Source organism: Maribacter sp. 4G9 (assembly GCF_002742265.1).
Classification (GTDB): domain Bacteria; phylum Bacteroidota; class Bacteroidia; order Flavobacteriales; family Flavobacteriaceae; genus Maribacter.
The window spans coordinates 1-18,336 of sequence record NZ_MDGL01000131.1 but is presented as its reverse complement, the minus strand read 5'-3'; the positions used below and the strand labels follow the sequence as shown (position 1 = coordinate 18,336).

Here is an 18,336-nt window from a genome sequence, read left to right as displayed (position 1 = left end):
TTCATTGCTCTTTACGAACATTTCTACCGAGCATTTGGTAGGTATGAACGTATAAATGGGGCCATTTAAAAAGCTTAGTAAGGGGGTAAAATGTATTTCTATTATTACCACTAGTTTTCAACTTGTGGTAATGTTAAAGGGCCAAGTTACCTCGGCCCTTTTTATCAATATTTACTTATATACCTCTCTATGGTAGAGGCTCTTATTTCACCATTTCATAACTGCGTTTTATAAACTCGGTCAATTCTTTTCCCTTTAAAAGACCTTTGGAAAGTTTGGCCAAATCTAGGGACTGGTTGATCAAACGTTCCTTTTTCTTGGCGGTCTTGGTATTCAGGATTTCGCCAACCAATTCATGATTGGTGTTTACGATAAGGTTGTACATTTCCGGCATGTTGCCCATACCGAACATACCGCCACCACCGGTTTGTTGCATCTCCTTCATACGGCGTAAAAATTCCGGCTCCGTAATCACAAATGGGGAAGCATCGCTGTCCATGGCTTCCAATTGTATGGTGTAGTTGCTTTTTTCCCCAAAAACGGCTTCCAAATCTGACTTCAACTTTTCTTTTTCCTCATCCGATAGTTTGGAGATTTGGGTATCCTCTTTTTGAATCAGTTTATCAATATGGTCGGCATCCACCCTTGCGAAAGATATTTTCTCTTTGGTCGTTTCCAGTTTTTGCATCAGATGGCCAATGATGGGCGAATCCAACAACAATACTTCATAGCCCTTGGACTTGGCTGTCTCTATGTAGCTATGTTGCGCTTCTTTATCGGAAGCATACAAAATGACCATTTTTTCATCCTTGTCAGTTTGGTTGCCCTTGATTTTCTCCTGTAGCTCCTCAAACGTATAATAGGCACCATCAACTGTTGGATAAAGTGCAAACTTGTCCGCTTTTTCAAAGAATTTGTCTTCGGAGAGCATACCGTATTCAATAACGATTTTGATATCGTTCCATTTCTTTTCAAAATCCTCGCGGTTGTTCTTGAAAAGTGACGTCAATTTATCCGCAACCTTTCTGGTAATATAAGAGGATATTTTTTTAACCGCACCATCAGCCTGTAAATAGGATCTTGAGACATTCAAGGGAATATCCGGCGAATCGATGACACCACGCAACATGGTCAAAAATTCCGGTACGATGCCTTCTACATTGTCCGTAACAAATACTTGGTTCTGGTACAACTGAATCTTATCCTTTTGAATATTCAGGTCGTTCGTAAGCTTCGGAAAATAAAGAATCCCAGTTAGGTTAAAAGGATAATCTACATTCAGGTGGATATGGAACAAAGGCTCCTCGAACTGCATTGGGTAGAGTTCCCTGTAAAAACTCTTATAATCCTCGTCCTTTAGATCCGTTGGTTGTTTTGTCCAGGCTGGATTTGGATTGTTGATGATATTGTCCACTTCCTTGGTAGGCGCTGGATCTTCTTCCTTGGCACCTTCCGGTTTGGGAAGGGTCTCCGTTTTGGTTCCAAACTTAATGGGAACCGGCATAAATTTGTTATACTTTCTAAGTAGTTCACGTATTCTACTTTCTTCCAAAAACTCCGTGGAGTCATCGGCTATATGCAGAATGATTTCGGTGCCACGTTCCTTTTTATCGGATTCCTCAATGGTGAAATTTGGTGAGCCGTCACAGGTCCAATGGACCGCCGTTTCGTCCTGAAAACTTTTGGTAATGATCTCCACTTTGTGGGCGACCATAAAGGCAGAATAAAATCCAAGGCCAAAATGCCCTATGATTCCGGCATCCTTGGCGGAATCTTCATATTTGTTCAGAAATTCCTCTGCGCCGGAGAAGGCAACTTCATTAATATACTTTTTGACCTCTTCTTCCGTCATCCCCAAACCTTGGTCTATGACATGAAGTTTTTTACCTTTTTTGTCAACCTTTACTTCAATTAAAGGATTGCCATACTCCACTTTTGCCTCGCCTATGGAAGTTAGATGCTTTAATTTTAGGGTTGCATCCGTAGCATTGGATACCAATTCCCGAAGAAAAATTTCATGATCGGAATACAAAAACTTCTTTATGAGTGGAAATATGTTGTCTACCGAAACATTTATTTTACCTGTAGCCATTACTTAGAATTTTAAATTAGTACAAATCCACTTAGTCAAAAAAAATACCATACTGATAGAAAGTGACAAACTGGCACATATCCCGCTATACAAACTTTAACAAAACTTTTGTTTAATATTTTTTTATAAACATTAAACATTATTTAATTTTACATGTGATTAGGAAAGAAAATGCTATGAAAAAGTTTTTATCATAATCACGTTTGATTATTTATTGGTTAGGTTGTTTGAAAACGTGCTTTCCCCCCCGAAAGCACGTTTTTTAGTCTAAACCCGCATATTTTTGTAAGAAACCCTAATACTCAAAGAATTAACATATGGCTACTAAAAACAAGAAAATTACGAAGGAGGAAATTATTTCAAAATACATGGACTATGTGCTTGAGCATGAAAAGGAACCAAAAACGGTTTATAAATTCTGCAAGCAGCATGAAATCCCAGAAGCCGATTTTTATAAATTCTTTGCGTCTATCCCCGCTATCAAGAAAGGTATTTGGAACACCTTTTTCACCAATACGCTTGCATTGATGAAAAAGAACAAGGACTATGAATCCTTTGCAAACAGGGACAAATTGTTAACATTTTTCTACACGTTTTTCGAGATGTTGACCCTCAACAGAAGTTATGCCCTATTTACATTGAACCAAGGCGGCAACCAGCTTAAGAACATGGAGCAACTAAAGGGATTGCGAAAGCACCTGAAGGAGTTTGCCAAAGAGTTGATCGCGGATGGAAACCAGCAAAAAACCAGTAGGATTACCAAACACAATCCTTCAATTTTTTCCGAAGGAGCATGGCTGCAATTGCTGTTCCTTTTAAAGTTTTGGACCAACGATGAATCCCAAGGATTTGAAAAGACGGATCTCGCCATTGAGAAATCCGTCAATACCGTATTTGACCTATTCGACAACACCCCGTTGGACAATCTTGTCGACTTTGGAAAATTTCTTTACAAGGAGACCTTTGCCTAATTTAAAAAGTATTCAACATTGAAGACACTTGATAAAATTCCTACGGGAAAAATTGAACGCGCCAGTAAATTGTTCAAGACGGGCGTGAAAATAGGAGGGAACTATGCCAAATATTATGGTAAGAAAATAGTCAACCCAGAATTAACGAGGGATGAATTGGACAATGACAATGCAGGCGATATCTACGATGGACTTAAAAGTCTAAAGGGCAGTGCCCTGAAAGTTGCCCAAATGTTGAGCATGGAGAAAAACCTGCTTCCCAATGCCTATGTAGAAAAGTTTTCGCTTTCTCAGTTTTCCGTGCCACCCTTATCGGCGCCATTGGTACGAAAAACTTTCAAAAAATACCTGGATAAATATCCGGAGGAGGTTTTTGATACATTTGAAAAGGACTCCGTAAATGCAGCAAGTATCGGACAGGTACATCGTGCCACTAAGGATGGTAAGGATTTGGCCGTTAAAATACAATATCCCGGCGTAGCCGAAAGCATTAGCAGCGATCTGGCCTTGGTGAAGCCTGTCGCTTTGCGCATGTTCAATCTGCAGGGAAAGGATTCCGATAAGTACTTTAAGGAGGTAGAGGATAAACTATTGGAGGAGACCAATTATCTTTTGGAAATAGCGCAGAGCCAGGAAATTACCAATAAATGTAGCCATTTGGCGAACTTACGATTTCCCAACTATTACCAGTCCCTTTCCAGTGAACGCATTATTACCATGGATTGGATGACCGGTACCCATCTGGGGGAATTTACAAAAACAAATTTTTCCCGGGAAGTCGGCAATACATTGGGACAAACACTCTGGGATTTCTATATGTTCCAAATACATGGGTTAAGAAAGGTCCATGCAGACCCACATCCCGGTAATTTTTTGGTCAATACCCAAGGGGAGCTGGTAGTCATCGATTTTGGATGCATCAAGGAGGTGCCCGATGATTTCTATTACCCTTATTTTGAATTGGCCAAAAAGGAGAATATTTCCAACGATGTCATTTTTACCGAAAAGCTATACCAGCTTGAAATTTTGACCCCTTCCGATACAGAAAAGGAAATAACATTTTTCAAGCATCTGTTTCATGAAATGTTGAGCCTGTTCACATCCCCGTTTCACGAGGAGACCTTTGATTTTGGCAACACTGATTTTTGGTCCAAAATTGCGGCCCTAAGCGAACAGTATGCTTCGGACAAGCAAATTAGAAAAATGAACGGGAATAGGGGTTCCAAGCATTTTTTATACATGAACAGGACCTTCTTCGGACTATACAATTTGTTGAACGACCTTAAGGCCGAAATTCAGGTGAATCATTTTCAGAAGTATTTGTAAGAGCAACAAGCTTTTTTAAAATGGATGTGAAATTCGGAATTGTTGCTATATTGCACTGCTTGTATGGGCAATAATGCCAGTTCCGGTTTAGGAATGTGCCAAAATTTACACCATTGCTTTTTTCTGTGACGAAGCCGTGGAAATTGGAAATAACTTGGGTTCATTGTAATTTTCACAATGAAGGCAGAGGAAAAATGAACAAGTAAATTGGTGCATTCCTAAACTTGAAATGGTATCAATACGGCTAAAATTCACACTATGTACAATTCAAAAATTACAGGTTTGGGCTATTATGTCCCAGACAATGTGGTAACCAACGATGATCTTTCCAAAATAATGGACACCAACGATGCTTGGATCCAGGAGAGAACCGGTATCAAGGAACGTAGGCATGTCATCAAGGGCGAGGACACCACCACCACCATGGGGGTAAAAGCTGCCAAGATCGCTATTGAGCGCACCGGCATTGAGAAGGATGATATCGATTTTATCGTTTTCGCCACCCTAAGCCCGGATTACTATTTTCCGGGACCCGGCGTACTGGTACAGCGGGATTTGGGAATAAAAACCGTGGGGGCCTTGGATGTCAGGAACCAATGTTCCGGGTTCGTATACGCTATTTCCGTGGCGGATCAATATATTAAAACAGGTATGTATAAGAACATACTGGTCATTGGTTCCGAGCTGCATTCCCATGGGTTGGATATGACAACAAGGGGAAGGGGCGTTTCCGTAATTTTTGGGGATGGTGCCGGTGCCGCCGTTTTGAGTAGGGCAGAAAATGAGGATGTGGGAATCCTTTCCACCCATTTACATTCCGAAGGGCAGCATGCCGAAGAACTTTCCTTGATAGCACCCGGCATGGGAAAACGATGGGTATCGGATATCTTAGCGGATAATGACCCCAATGATGAGTCCTACTTCCCCTATATGAACGGGCAATTTGTGTTCAAAAATGCCGTAGTCAGATTTAGCGAGGTGATTATGGAAGGTCTAAAGAAAAACGGTTTGCAGCCAACGGATATTGATTTGTTGGTGCCACATCAGGCCAATCTTAGGATTTCACAGTTTATTCAGAATAAATTCGGCCTTACCAATGATCAGGTATTCAACAATATTATGAGTTACGGAAATACCACCGCCGCTTCCATTCCCATAGCATTGACCGAAGCTTGGGAAGCTGGAAAGGTGAATAAAGGGGACTTGGTCGTACTGGCGGCGTTTGGAAGCGGATTTACTTGGGGCAGTGTAATCATACGTTGGTAGTCAAGTAAATCCTTGGCATGCCTATAATCCTTAGGAAAATAGTAGTATGAAAGCCTATCTCCATGTCCTTGGGCTTTTCAAATAGGGTTAATTAATCTCGATTATCAAATAAAAAACCCGTGACCTAGATCACGGGTTTTCCTTAGGATAAAGTCTAAAGGGAAAACCAACCAATTCCCAAATAGAGAACTTTCTCCTTAGTATGATAGACTTTTAAATGGGGCTAATGTTACAGATAGAATGCCATTTAACATTTCTTTGATGCCTTAAAAAGCGAAACCCGGACAAAAGCCCGGGTTTCTTGCTGATAAGCTATACTAAACACTAACCATTAACTATAAATATATAGCACTATCAACTTTTTATATATTTTACTAAAAATAAAAATAGACCTTCTTGTAATTCTTATAACAATATAAAGACTATTATTCCTGAAAATAGTTACAGAACTTATAAAATTTAACACCCTGATGAAAATGGATACCACACTTGTATTTGGTGCATCCTTAAAACCAAACCGTTACAGTAATTTAGTCATTCATAGATTGGTTGGTAACGGAATTAAAACCGAAGCATTCGGTTTAAAATCTGGAGTTATCGGGGGAGTGCAAGTTAAAACCAATATCGAAGAATTCCAAAATATTCAGACTATAACGCTCTATTTAAATCCACACAATCAAAAAGGTTATTACGATACGATTATTGGGTTACGGCCAGAACGGGTTATTTTTAATCCGGGTACTGAAAATCCTGAATTTCAGAACTTGCTTGAATCCAAGGGAATAGAGGCCCAGGTGGCCTGTACCTTGGTCTTGCTGGCGACCGGTCAATTTTAACATTTTTCTTAATTGGAAGTAGGTTCGGTTTCGGGACTTTTTCTGATTAGCCAAAGGCCGATGAAGGTAATCAACCCGTTAAGCGGTAGAAGTTCGTAACCAAATTCGTAGCCTCCTATAAACTCCGTCGGAATTTTTGCCAATCCGAAAATAATCAATACCGAAACTAGGGCAACGACCCATGAAAGACCATCCTTTATTTTATGTTTGGTGAAAATTCCAAAGGCGAACAACCCCAAGAGTGGCCCGTAGGTGTACGAGGCTACGGTCAGTAGGCCATCGATAACATTTCGGTCCAATACATATTTAAAGGTTATGACCACTAAAATGAGTAGAACACTCATGCCAATGTGGGTGCGTCTCCTAAGTTTTTTGGCCTCTTGATCCGTTTTTTTACCAGTTCCCAAAAAGTCGACGCAAAAAGAGGTCGTTAAGGACGTTAGGGCACTGTCCGCACTACTGTAGGCCGCTGCAATAAGGCCCAGCATAAAGGTAGCGGCTACCGTAATACCTAATCCGCTGTTGAGGGCAATTTCCGGAAAAAGAAGGTCCGTCTTGGGCTGGCCGTCCATTAAGGGCATCCCAATTTGATATTTGTCCGCATAGATAAATAAAAGGGCTCCCAAGAGCATAAACAGAAAGGTTACGAAAACAAGCACAAAACTGAACGATACCATATTTTTTTGGGCATCCCTTATATTTCTGCAGGTAAGGTTTTTTTGCATCATGTCCTGGTCCAATCCGGTCATACAAATGGTTACGAACATCCCTCCTATAAAAGATTTGAGAAAATGGTTTTTGGCAAAGAAATCCTCCATTACAAAGGTTTCGCTATAGGAGGCAAATTCCTTTGAGGTTAAAAATTCGCCCATGGACCAATCCAACTTGTCCAAAATGAAATATATGGAAAGGCCAACGGAAATCAACATGAACAAGGTCTGTAGGGTGTCTGTCCATACAATGGTCTTGATACCGCCTTTGAAGGTATATATCCAAATCAAAAGAATTGAAAGCGTCACCGTGATTTCAAAAGGAACGTTCCATGCGTCGAATACGAATTGCTGTAAGACGATGGCCACTAGAAAAAGTCGGAACGCGGCACCCAACACTCGGGATACGAAGAACGATATCGCTCCCACCTTATAACTGACAAAACCAAAGCGTTCGTCCAAATATTCGTATATAGAGGTCACATTTTGGCGATAGTAAATGGGAAGCAGGACATAGGCCGTTACAAAGTATCCCACCAAATAACCAAAAACGACCTGTAGGTAACTGAATTTGGATGCCTCCACCCATCCTGGAACCGATATAAAGGTTACCCCGGATAACGAAGCGCCTACCATCCCAAAAGCTACCAAATACCATGGGGATTGCTTCCCTGCCTTAAAGAAATCCTCATTGGAATCGTTTTTTCCGGTGAAGTAGGAGATTAAGAGTAGCACTGCAAAATAACCCCCAATAAGGAGGAGAATGTGTGATGCGGTCATGGTAAATTATTTGTGGTCAAAGTACAAAAAGTTAAAATAGTGCGTAATTTTACCGGAAACGCAAAGCCATGGATTTTTCTTCCAAATTGTTGGAAAACGCCGTAAATGAAATGTCTCAATTACCAGGTATTGGTAAGCGGACCGCACTGCGTTTGGTCCTTCATATCTTAAAGCAACCGGAGCGCCAGACCGAGGATCTGTCCAATGCCCTGATGAAATTGAGGAACTCTGTTCAGTTTTGTACGAAGTGCCATAATATTTCGGATACGGAACTATGTGAAATCTGTTCCAACCCAAAACGGGATGCTTCCTTGGTCTGTGTGGTTGAGGATATCAGGGACGTTATGGCCATAGAAAATACCGGTCAATATAGAGGTCTGTACCACGTTTTGGGAGGGAAGATATCGCCTATAGAAGGCATGGGGCCGCAGGACCTGACTATCTCCTCATTAGTGCATAAAGTGAAGGAAGGGGAGGTAAAGGAACTGATTCTTGCATTAAGTTCCACGATGGAAGGGGACACCACCAATTTCTATATCTTTAAACAATTGGAGGGAACTGGGGTAAAGACCTCTACCATAGCCAGGGGCATTGCCGTTGGGGACGAATTGGAATACGCAGATGAAGTCACATTGGGTCGTAGTATTTTGAACAGGATACCTTTTGAAGGAAGTTTCAATAACAATTGATTCCGATCAAAGTTGTTACAAAAACATATAAAGGCATTGAATTTTATTATTTTTGCAAAAAAATACACAAAAAGGACGTTAGATTATTGATATGTCAAAATTCGAATTAAAATTACCAAGAATGGGTGAAAGCGTGGCGGAGGCTACATTAACATCCTGGTTAAAGGAGGTAGGGGACAAAGTGGAAATGGATGAGGCCATCTTTGAAATTGCTACGGACAAAGTGGATAGTGAGGTTCCTAGTGAGGTGGATGGGGTTTTGATCGAAAAAAGATTTGATGTCGATGATATCGTTAAAGTGGGACAGGTTGTGGCCGTCATAGAAATAGAGGGTGGTTCTGGTAATGACGTTGGGATAACAAGGGATACTGAGGAAACCGCGGAAGAGGAAATGGCCTCCGTAGCGGAGGAGGCTGTGATAAAGGCCCAGGAAACGGTTGGCGGAACTGTTCCGAACTATGCGGCGTCTGAAAGGTTCTATTCGCCCCTAGTAAAAAATATAGCAAAGGAGGAAGGAGTTTCTTTTTCCGAGCTGGAATCCATTTCCGGTACCGGAAAGGAAGGTAGGGTCACCAAAAACGACATTCTCGATTATATTGTGGGAAGAAGCAATGGTGCCCAAGTAAAAACAGAGCCCAAGAAAACCCCAGATGCTTCCCAGCCCGTACAAAGCAAAATAGAAGAGGTATCAATGCCCACAAAAAGTTCCGAAAAGGAAGAGCCCCAGATAAAAGTAGGGGCCGGGGACGAGATTATACCCATGTCCAGAATGGGCAAATTGATTGCCAAACACATGACGGAAAGTGTTGCGACTTCGGCACATGTTCAAAGTTTTATTGAGGTGGATGTGACCAATATCGTCAACTGGAGGAACAAGGTAAAGGATGCCTTTGAAAAGCAGGAAGGTGAAAAATTGACCTTTACCCCAATTTTCATGGAAGCTGTAGCGAAGTCCTTAAAGAAATATCCCATGATGAATATTTCTGTAGAAGGGGATACTGTAATAAAGAAGAAAAACATCAACATAGGAATGGCGGCCGCCCTGCCGGATGGCAACCTGATCGTACCTGTGATCAAGAACGCGGACCAGTTGAATTTGGTGGGCATGGCCAGGGTAGTTAACGATTTGGCGGAGCGATCCAGGAAAAATGCCTTAAAACCGGACGAGGTTAAGGACGGGACCTATACGGTGACCAACGTAGGTACTTTTGGCAGTGTTTTTGGTACCCCCATCATCAATCAGCCGCAAGTAGGTATCATGGCATTGGGAGCAATTAGAAAGATTCCGTCCGTGATAGAAACGGAGGAAGGGGATTTCATTGGTGTACGAAGTAAGATGTTCCTATCCCACAGTTATGATCATAGGGTGGTCAACGGTGCCTTGGGCAGCATGTTCGCCAAGGCCGTGGCAGATTATTTGGAGGCATGGGATGTGGACAGGGAAATTTAATCTTTACATAAAGCAGGTAATCTCCACAGGCATATGCCATTTTTTGGATGAAACAGAAAAAGAGTGAAGGCATAAATTCCACGCCTTCATTCTTAAAACCTATATTTGCCTTAAAACGGAATTCATGGAGCTTATCCTTACCAGACCCATTTGTTTTTTTGATTTGGAAACCACGGGCACGAACGTGGCAAAAGACCGCATCGTTGAAATATCAATCTTAAAAGTGTATCCAAATGGCAATAAGGAAAGTAGGACGTGGTTGGTGAATCCTGAGATGGAAATTCCCCAGGAAGTGGTGGCCATTCATGGCATATCAAATGAAAAAGTGGCCAACGAACCTACTTTTAAGGAACTGTCCAAGGAAATATATAAGATAATCAAAGACAGTGATTTGGCGGGTTTTAATTCTGACAGATTCGACATTCCTTTGTTGGCGGAGGAACTTTTACGGGCAGGAATAGACTTTGATATGAAGAATACGGTTTCCGTGGATGTGCAGACCATTTTTCATAAAAAGGAGAAAAGGACCCTGGAGGCCGCGTATAAGTTTTATTGCGATAAAGAGCTAACGGACGCCCACAGTGCCGAGGCCGATACTACGGCCACCTATGAGGTGTTGCTCTCGCAGTTAGAGCGTTATCCAGACCTTGAAAACAACATAAAAAAATTGGCCGAATTCTCAAAAAGGAAGGAGTTCGTAGACTTTGCCGGCTTTATTGCGTTGGATGAGCAGGGCGATGAAATTTTTTCCTTCGGGAAACACAAAGGCAAGAAGGTACACGATGTCCTTGAAAAAGAGCCGGGGTATTTTGGATGGATTTTAAATGCCGATTTCCCGCTGTACACCAAAAAAATTCTTACCCAAATAAAGCTGAGTAAACTCAACAATAAGCTTAGTTAGCACTACAAGTATGAAGATAATCTGTATCGGTAGAAATTACACCGAGCACATCGAGGAACTTAAGAACGAAAAACCATCGGAACCCGTTATTTTTATTAAGCCGGATTCCGCCGTCCTGCCCAAGGAACAAGATTTTTACATCCCTGAATTTTCCAATGATGTGCATTATGAGGTCGAGGTACTGATAAAAATCAAGCGGGTTGGAAAGCACATTAAGGAGGAATTTGCAGGAACCTATTATGACGAGATAGGCTTGGGAATCGATTTTACGGCAAGGGACCTTCAGTCCAAATTGAAGGAAAAGGGACTGCCGTGGGAAAAGGCAAAGGGTTTTGATGGCGCCGCGGTGATTGGCCAATGGTTGCCAAAATCCAATTTTAAGGATCTTAACAGCCTAAATTTTAGTTTGTTGAAGAATGGTGAGGCCGCACAAAAGGGAAACACCTCTTTAATGTTGTGGAAAATAGATGAAATAATATCCTATGTGTCCACGTTCTTTATGCTAAAAAAAGGGGATGTTATTTTTACGGGAACACCCGCAGGAGTTGGGAAAGTTAGTGCAAATGACTACCTTACGGGGTACTTGGAGGACAAGGAACTTTTTAACGTCAAAATAAGGTAATGATATATAGTTTGGACAAAATCAATGAGATGGCGGAGGGGGATCAGGATTTCATACTATCCGTCATTTCCGTTTTTTTGGATGAGGTTCCAGAAGATCTGGAAGGACTGGAAGCGGCCATACAGGAACGTGACTATGAAAAGACCTACCAGCTGGCCCATAAAATAAAGCCCAACGTGGATTTATTGGGAATGGAACAGACCAGGGCGGCTGCCTTGGAAGTGGAGACACTTGGAAAGCAAAGTGCCGGTTGGGAACAGATCGAGAAAACCTTTCCCATTCTTAAAACCGATATCCATCAGGTAATTGGCGAGCTTAAAAAAGACTTTCAGCTATAATGTTCGCCGATATAATTACCATTGGCGATGAGATTCTCATAGGCCAAATTATTGATACCAATTCCGCTTTTATTGCCCAGGAACTCAATAAAATCGGCATCTCCGTATATCAGATAACCTCGGTACAGGACGATCGCGAGCATATTCTTACGGCATTGGAGGAATCCAAGGCCCATGCGGATATCGTAATCGTAACCGGTGGTCTGGGCCCTACTAAGGATGATATTACAAAGCATACCTTTTGTGAATTTTTCAATGATCAACTTGTTGAAAACAAGGAAGTGCTTAGGCATGTTGAGCATCTTTTTGCAAAATATATTTCCAATACCCCTATTTCAGACCTAAATAGAAAACAGGCTTTGGTTCCCAGCAAGGCCAAAGTGTTGCACAACGAAAATGGTACGGCTCCGGGCATGTGGTTCTATGAGGATGGCACTACGTTTATTTCGTTGCCGGGGGTGCCATTCGAGATGAAACATCTTATAAAGGAAGTGGTGATTCCGGAGTTGGTCACGTTTTATGAACGACCGCATATTATCCATAAGACCGTGCATACCTATGGCATGGGCGAAAGTGCCATAGCCCAAAAAATAGAGGATTGGGAGGATAACCTACCCAGTTTCATCAAATTAGCCTATTTGCCAAGCTTGGGCAAGGTACGATTGAGACTGACCGCCAAAGGAACGGACTATGGAAAACTTTCCAAGGCCATTGACGAAGAATCCCAAAAGCTATTTCCTTTACTTGGTGATATCATTTTGGGAACGGAAAGCGATGAAAATATTGAGGAGGTCATTGCCAAGTTATTGACCAAAAAAGGAATGACACTAGCAACTGCAGAAAGTTTTACAGGCGGTGCCATTGCCACTCAAATTACGGCAGTTCCGGGAGCTTCGGTGTACTTTAAGGGCAGTGTGGTAAGCTATGCCACGGAGGTTAAAGTGCAGGTATTGGGGGTATCCCAAGAATTGGTGGATACCTACTCCGTGGTGAGCGAGCAAGTGGCCATGGGCATGGCCAGTGGTGTAAAGAAATTATTGGATACGGATTTTGCTATCGCTACCACCGGCAATGCAGGGCCTACCAAAGGTGATTCCAACGCTGACGTGGGAACGGTATACATTGGGATTGCGTCGCCCTCTAATGTTTTTGCCCTTAAATTCACCATGGGAAGTCAGCGCGAGAGGATCGTGCAAAAGTCTGTAAATAAGGCATTTGAATTGCTCAAAAAAGAAATTTTAAAAATGTGAGGAGGATTGTTGGCCGTAAGATAAAAATGATATAAATTTGCACCCTGTTTAAAAGAAAAAATTCGGCACGATGTCAAAAGTTTGTGAAATTACTGGAAAGAAGGCGATGGTCGGTAATAATGTTTCCTTCTCTATCAACAAAACTAAAAGAAGGTTTGATGTAAATCTTTCCAAAAAGAGATTTTACATTCCAGAGGAAGACCGATGGATTACCTTGAAGGTTTCTGCACGAGCGGTGAAAATTATCAATAAGAAAGGTATCTCTGCCGTGTTGAAGGATGCAAAAGCTAATGGGTTGGTAAAGTAACCTATAATTATAGAGTACAATGGCAAAGAAAGGCAATAGAATACAAGTAATATTAGAGTGCACTGAGCACAAGGAGTCCGGAAAACCTGGAACTTCCAGATATGTTACTACAAAGAATAAGAAAAATACTCCTGAGAGATTAAAGATTAAAAAATTCAATCCTATCTTGAAGAGAATGACAGTTCATAAAGAAATTAAATAAGTAAGTCATGGCAAAGAAGACGGTAGCAAGTTTACAAACAAGTTCGAAAAGATTGACGAAGGCCATTAAAATGGTCAAGTCACCAAAATCCGGCGCGTATGTTTTTGTGGAATCGGTCATGGCTCCAGAAATAGTTAATGAGTGGTTGGACAAAAAATAACCAAGTTTTGAAAAGTTTTAAAAGCCCCTTTCCGTACGAAAGGGGCTTTTTAATTTTTATATTTGATGAACTATTGATAACAAGATGAGCTTATTTAAAAAGATATTTTCTTCGGAAAAAAAGGAGACCTTGGACAAGGGACTTGAAAAGTCAAAAGCCAGTTTTTTTTCCAAGTTGGGAAAGGCCGTTGCCGGAAAATCCAAGGTGGACGATGATGTACTGGATAACTTGGAGGAGGTTTTGGTAACTTCGGATGTAGGTGTGAATACCACCTTAAAGATCATAGAACGTATTGAGGCGCGGGTAGCCAAGGACAAATACATGGGTACAGACGAGCTGAACACCATCTTAAGGGAAGAAATAGCCGGATTGTTGTCTGAGACCCATTCTGGGGAGGAATCTGAAGTGCATGTACCATCGGGTAAGAAACCCTATGTCATTATGGTTGTAGGTGTCAACGGCGTTGGTAAGACCACCACCATTGGAAAATTGGCACATCAGTATAAAAAACAAGGCTTAAGTGTGGTCCTTGGCGCTGCAGATACCTTTCGAGCCGCGGCCATAGACCAATTGCAGGTGTGGGCAGATCGCGTTGGCGTACCTATTATAAAACAGCAAATGGGGAGCGACCCTGCTTCGGTTGCCTTTGATACGCTGAGCTCCGCGGTAAAACAAGATGCCGATGTGGTCATCATCGATACGGCTGGGAGACTCCATAATAAGGTGAACCTCATGAACGAGTTGAGCAAGGTAAAAAGGGTCATGCAAAAAGTGGTGGAAGATACCCCACATGAAGTCCTATTGGTCTTGGACGGTTCCACAGGGCAGAACGCTTTTGAACAGGCAAAACAGTTTACTAAGGCCACCGAAGTAACTTCTTTGGCCGTTACCAAATTGGACGGTACGGCGAAGGGCGGAGTGGTTATTGGAATTTCGGACCAATTTCAAATTCCGGTAAAATATATTGGGGTAGGGGAAGGAATTGAAGATCTTCAGGTTTTCAATAAATACGAATTTGTAGATTCTTTTTTTAATATCAATAATTGAAAGTAGTAGGGTTATTTATTCTTCCATTATTATGGACCACGATTACTTGGTCACAGATTACACACCCTAAAGCAAGTCCGTTCACCAAAACGGAACAAGTCGTTGGTCTCTCCAAGATTTCTTTGGAATACTCCAGACCGGCCGTTAGAAATAGAAAAGTTTTCGGTCTTCAAGCAGATGGAAAGCCAGCGTTGGTACCCTATGGGCGAATTTGGCGCGTAGGTGCCAATGAATCCACAAAAATAACTTTTGATTCCGATGTCAAAATAGAAGGCAAAAACTTGCCCAAAGGAACCTATGCACTCTATATTTTCCCCTATGAAAACCTATGGGAAGTCGTTTTTCATAAAAATACCTCACATTGGGGGGACGGAAGGGATAAGTATAACCCGGAGGAAGATGCGCTGAGGGTTTCTGTTATTCCCTTTAAAACTTTGGCTTTTCAGGAAAATCTATTGATATATTTTGATGAACTGCAGCATGATGCGGCCCAAATGATAATCCACTGGGCAAGCACAAAAGTTCAAGTTTCCCTGTCCTTGGATACTACATCCATGATGGACATGGAAATCCAACGGAAATTAGAGGATAATCCATCTGCCCAAACCTTTTATGAGGTTGCCCGTTATTATCAGGAACAAGGAATACGCCTTGAGGAAGCACTATCCTATTTGGAAAAGGCCTTGGAAAAAGGGGGCGACACCTATTATTTTTATAGGGTAAAGGCGCTTGTTGAAGCCGATTTAGGCCACTATGAAGCTGCTATCGTTTCGGCGGGAAAATCCCTGAGGCTGGCCGATGCCGAGAACAAGGATGAGTTTGTAAGGCTCAACCAAAAAAGCATAGCGCTTTGGAAAACCAAACTTGAGAAATAAAATATAAGGAGAAATATGAAAAAGTTAGTCGGACTATTTTTATTGGGGCTGTTCTATTCCTGCAGAACGGATACGCCAAAACAAGAACCAATCGTATTATGGGAGCCTTATAACGATTCTACCGAAGTAGCCGCCAATGCCGATCATGAAATTAGCAGGATGCGCTACAAACTCATCCAATCCAAGGTGTTGGATAAAAATGCCGTTTTTCTCCCGTTGTATGATGAGGTGGTAAAAATGAAGGAAGACGAATATGAATCGTTAAAACCTTTGATTTTGGAGCGGGATATCTTTTCAATACGTACCAGTATTGAGCAAGACAAGCTGACTTACGAGCAACTGGTCTTGTTTTACCTATATAGGATCTACAAATATGAACTGAACAATGAAACCACGTTAAATACGGTAATCGCCTTAAATGAAGAGGTGGTGGCAGCTGCGAGAAAACTGGACGAACAGAAGCGGGAAGGTAGATTGCCGGATGTCCGTCACCCCATTTTTGGTATGCCGATACTTTTAAAGGACAATATCAATACAGCTGGTATGAAAACCACGGCCGGTAGTATCGCGCTGATGAACAATGAAGTGGATGATTCTTTTATCGTGGAGCGGCTAAAGGAAAATGGCGCCTTGATTTTAGGAAAGGTGAACCTTAGTGAATGGACCTATTTCCTTTGTAGTGGTTGCCCGGTGGGGTATAGCGCCGTGGGCGGGCAAACCTTGAACCCGTATGGAAGAAGGATTTTCGAGACCGGGGGATCTAGTTCAGGAAGTGGTACCGCGGTAGCCGCTAATTATGCCGTAGCGGCAGTGGGTACGGAAACCTCGGGTTCTATTTTATCGCCCAGTAGTCAGAATTCCGTGGTGGGATTAAAACCTACCATAGGGCTTTTGAGTCGGTCAGGAATTGTACCAATTTCAAGTACCTTGGATACACCGGGACCTATGACCAAAAATGTGGTGGATAATGCCATTTTGCTGTCGGCCATGATGGGCCATGATGCAGCCGATTCCAAATCCGTAAAGGAGGAATATCCCGGTATCTTATCGGCAGGTTTAAACCCAGAACCGTTGAAAACAATGAGATTGGGCGCTATGACGACGCTTATGGAGCGCGATAGCCTATATAGGGAAACGGTTGGGGAATTAAAGCAGGCTGGAGTGGAAATCATAGAATTTACGCCTCCAGAGGTTAAAATGGATGGATTTTTAAGTATTCTGAACATAGATATGCGCAATGACTTGCCCGCATACTTAAAGGGGTATTCAAATCCGGAATCGGTAACGATTTCTTCCATTGCCGATGCGGTCGATTTCAATAATGCCGATTCGCTCGTCCGTATTCCGTACGGTCAAGCACTTTTTGAGGGTATTTTGGCCGATAGTACTACCGCCGAAGGCCTGGAAAAAATTAAAGCCAATTTGGAGCTCAGCGGACGTGCCTTTTTTGATACGGCCCTGGATGCACATGATTTGGATGCGGTGTTGTCCATCAATAATTATCATGCCGGTTATGCCGCCGTAGCCAAATATCCGGCCTTGACCGTTCCTATGGGGTATAAAACAAGCGGGGAGCCGATCAGCCTCACCTTTATTGGCAAACCATTTTCAGAGGCCCATTTATTGCGCATGGGAAAGGCTTTTGAAACAGCATTTCCCAAAAGGAAAATGCCCAATGGTTATCAATAGACCCAAATCCAAAAAGGGAATTTGCTGTTTTGGCCTTTACTTAAGCGATGATCTATTTCACCGGATTTATTTCTAAATTAGAAATATATCTATATAAACAACTTATGAAACATATTAAATGAGACTTTCTGTATTATTAAGCGTTTGCCTATTATTATGGAGCTGCACTTCAGCGCCGATAGAGCCATTTGAATTGTCAATTCAAGATTTTAACTATGCTTCGGCCTACTCAAAAGTATATTCAATATCAAATGAAGGACTCAAGATTGTTTTCAAAGGTGAATTAGAAAATGAATCGGATAGAATTTTATTTACATCAATTGATATCCCAGTTAGAAACCTAAGACAGCTTTCACAAGTTGATTTCGACAATTTAAAAGCAATCTATTCAAATCAATGTGTGCTGGATGGAGACATAAAGTTCTTCACTTACAAGAAGAAAGACACTTTAAAAAAGGTTATAGTCGAAAATTACTTTCATGATGAACTTAGCCCAGCAATTGATATCATTAACGAATTAGTTCCAAAAGAACATCAGATTCTATACGATGAGAAAGAAATTAAGGAGCTTATGAAAGGTTGCGAAGAAATATTAATAATGGAGACCTTTCCTGAGATCCAAAAAAACTAAAAACGTTTGCTAACACCGGTAACCGTTGCACAAGATATTAATCCGTGAAAAAATGGATCCGTACAAGCCTCTTTACGGGGCTTTTTTTGGTCCGCCTTAGATTGGCAGCGCTAATCTTGGATGCCTTACAAAAGCACCGAACAACGGTTCAAGGGCACTTTTGGCCCATCTTGCCAAAGCTGGTGTCATTACCC

19 protein-coding genes are annotated in these 18,336 nt (G+C 41.8%); 17 read left to right on the top strand and 2 right to left on the bottom strand.

The window, feature by feature from the left end:
• Positions 1–202: 202 nt before the first annotated feature.
• On the bottom strand, positions 203–2,092 hold the full coding sequence (gene htpG / locus BFP75_RS13355) for a molecular chaperone HtpG (protein ID WP_099545881.1): 1,890 nt from the start codon (positions 2,090–2,092) through the stop codon (positions 203–205).
• A gap of 317 nt (positions 2,093–2,409) precedes the next feature.
• Between htpG and BFP75_RS13350 the strand changes: the two genes are divergently transcribed.
• From BFP75_RS13350 to BFP75_RS13335, 4 genes are all read left to right on the top strand, one after another.
• The gene (locus BFP75_RS13350; protein ID WP_099545880.1) at positions 2,410–3,063 is read left to right on the top strand and encodes a TetR family transcriptional regulator C-terminal domain-containing protein; all 654 of its coding nucleotides are present in this window, start codon (positions 2,410–2,412) and stop codon (positions 3,061–3,063) included.
• 18 nt (positions 3,064–3,081) lie between these two features.
• On the top strand, positions 3,082–4,389 hold the full coding sequence (locus BFP75_RS13345; RefSeq protein ID WP_099545879.1) for an ABC1 kinase family protein: 1,308 nt from the start codon (positions 3,082–3,084) through the stop codon (positions 4,387–4,389).
• Between the two features lie 258 nt (positions 4,390–4,647).
• On the top strand, positions 4,648–5,655 hold the full coding sequence (locus tag BFP75_RS13340) for a 3-oxoacyl-ACP synthase III family protein (RefSeq protein ID WP_099545878.1): 1,008 nt from the start codon (positions 4,648–4,650) through the stop codon (positions 5,653–5,655).
• 476 nt (positions 5,656–6,131) lie between these two features.
• Positions 6,132–6,491 carry a CoA-binding protein gene (locus tag BFP75_RS13335; protein WP_099545906.1) on the top strand — a complete coding sequence of 120 codons (360 nt, stop codon included), beginning with the start codon at positions 6,132–6,134 and terminating at the stop codon, positions 6,489–6,491.
• Positions 6,492–6,499: 8 nt separating this feature from the next.
• Here BFP75_RS13335 and BFP75_RS13330 read toward each other — a convergent pair whose 3' ends face one another.
• Complete coding sequence (locus tag BFP75_RS13330; protein ID WP_099545877.1) at positions 6,500–7,981, bottom strand: sodium:solute symporter; 1,482 nt, start codon at positions 7,979–7,981, stop codon at positions 6,500–6,502.
• A gap of 68 nt (positions 7,982–8,049) precedes the next feature.
• Between BFP75_RS13330 and recR the strand changes: the two genes are divergently transcribed.
• The 13 genes from recR to BFP75_RS13265 all read left to right on the top strand — a co-directional run bounded on the left by recR (position 8,050) and on the right by BFP75_RS13265 (position 18,142).
• On the top strand, positions 8,050–8,670 hold the full coding sequence (gene recR, locus BFP75_RS13325) for a recombination mediator RecR (RefSeq protein WP_099545876.1): 621 nt from the start codon (positions 8,050–8,052) through the stop codon (positions 8,668–8,670).
• A 91-nt stretch (positions 8,671–8,761) separates the two neighbouring features.
• Positions 8,762–10,120, top strand: coding sequence for a dihydrolipoamide acetyltransferase family protein (locus BFP75_RS13320; RefSeq protein WP_099545875.1), 1,359 nt, complete (start codon positions 8,762–8,764; stop codon positions 10,118–10,120).
• 124 nt (positions 10,121–10,244) lie between these two features.
• Complete coding sequence (locus BFP75_RS13315) at positions 10,245–11,021, top strand: 3'-5' exonuclease (protein WP_099545874.1); 777 nt, start codon at positions 10,245–10,247, stop codon at positions 11,019–11,021.
• Between the two features lie 10 nt (positions 11,022–11,031).
• The gene (locus BFP75_RS13310; RefSeq protein ID WP_099545873.1) at positions 11,032–11,643 is read left to right on the top strand and encodes a fumarylacetoacetate hydrolase family protein; all 612 of its coding nucleotides are present in this window, start codon (positions 11,032–11,034) and stop codon (positions 11,641–11,643) included.
• Positions 11,643–11,981: an Hpt domain-containing protein gene (locus tag BFP75_RS13305; protein ID WP_099545872.1), complete on the top strand. Its 339-nt coding sequence runs from the start codon at positions 11,643–11,645 to the stop codon at positions 11,979–11,981. The genes BFP75_RS13310 and BFP75_RS13305 overlap by 1 nt, the downstream gene beginning before the upstream one ends.
• Positions 11,981–13,231, top strand: a complete 1,251-nt coding sequence (locus BFP75_RS13300; RefSeq protein WP_099545871.1) for a competence/damage-inducible protein A — start codon at positions 11,981–11,983, stop codon at positions 13,229–13,231. The genes BFP75_RS13305 and BFP75_RS13300 overlap by 1 nt, the downstream gene beginning before the upstream one ends.
• Positions 13,232–13,301: 70 nt before the next feature.
• The gene (rpmB, locus tag BFP75_RS13295) at positions 13,302–13,538 is read left to right on the top strand and encodes a 50S ribosomal protein L28 (protein ID WP_099545870.1); all 237 of its coding nucleotides are present in this window, start codon (positions 13,302–13,304) and stop codon (positions 13,536–13,538) included.
• 19 nt (positions 13,539–13,557) lie between these two features.
• Positions 13,558–13,740 carry a 50S ribosomal protein L33 gene (gene rpmG, locus BFP75_RS13290; RefSeq protein ID WP_099545869.1) on the top strand — a complete coding sequence of 61 codons (183 nt, stop codon included), beginning with the start codon at positions 13,558–13,560 and terminating at the stop codon, positions 13,738–13,740.
• Between the two features lie 7 nt (positions 13,741–13,747).
• On the top strand, positions 13,748–13,900 hold the full coding sequence (locus BFP75_RS13285) for a DUF4295 domain-containing protein (RefSeq protein ID WP_099545868.1): 153 nt from the start codon (positions 13,748–13,750) through the stop codon (positions 13,898–13,900).
• An 84-nt stretch (positions 13,901–13,984) separates the two neighbouring features.
• Positions 13,985–14,947, top strand: coding sequence for a signal recognition particle-docking protein FtsY (ftsY, locus tag BFP75_RS13280; protein WP_099545867.1), 963 nt, complete (start codon positions 13,985–13,987; stop codon positions 14,945–14,947).
• Positions 14,944–15,822: a DUF2911 domain-containing protein gene (locus BFP75_RS13275; protein ID WP_099545866.1), complete on the top strand. Its 879-nt coding sequence runs from the start codon at positions 14,944–14,946 to the stop codon at positions 15,820–15,822. Before ftsY ends, BFP75_RS13275 begins: the two co-directional genes overlap by 4 nt.
• Before the next feature lie 15 nt (positions 15,823–15,837).
• Positions 15,838–17,511 carry an amidase family protein gene (locus tag BFP75_RS13270; RefSeq protein ID WP_099545865.1) on the top strand — a complete coding sequence of 558 codons (1,674 nt, stop codon included), beginning with the start codon at positions 15,838–15,840 and terminating at the stop codon, positions 17,509–17,511.
• A gap of 118 nt (positions 17,512–17,629) precedes the next feature.
• Positions 17,630–18,142 (top strand): hypothetical protein, encoded by a 513-nt coding sequence (locus tag BFP75_RS13265; protein WP_123803461.1) that lies wholly within the window; start codon positions 17,630–17,632, stop codon positions 18,140–18,142.
• Positions 18,143–18,336 lie beyond the last annotated feature (194 nt).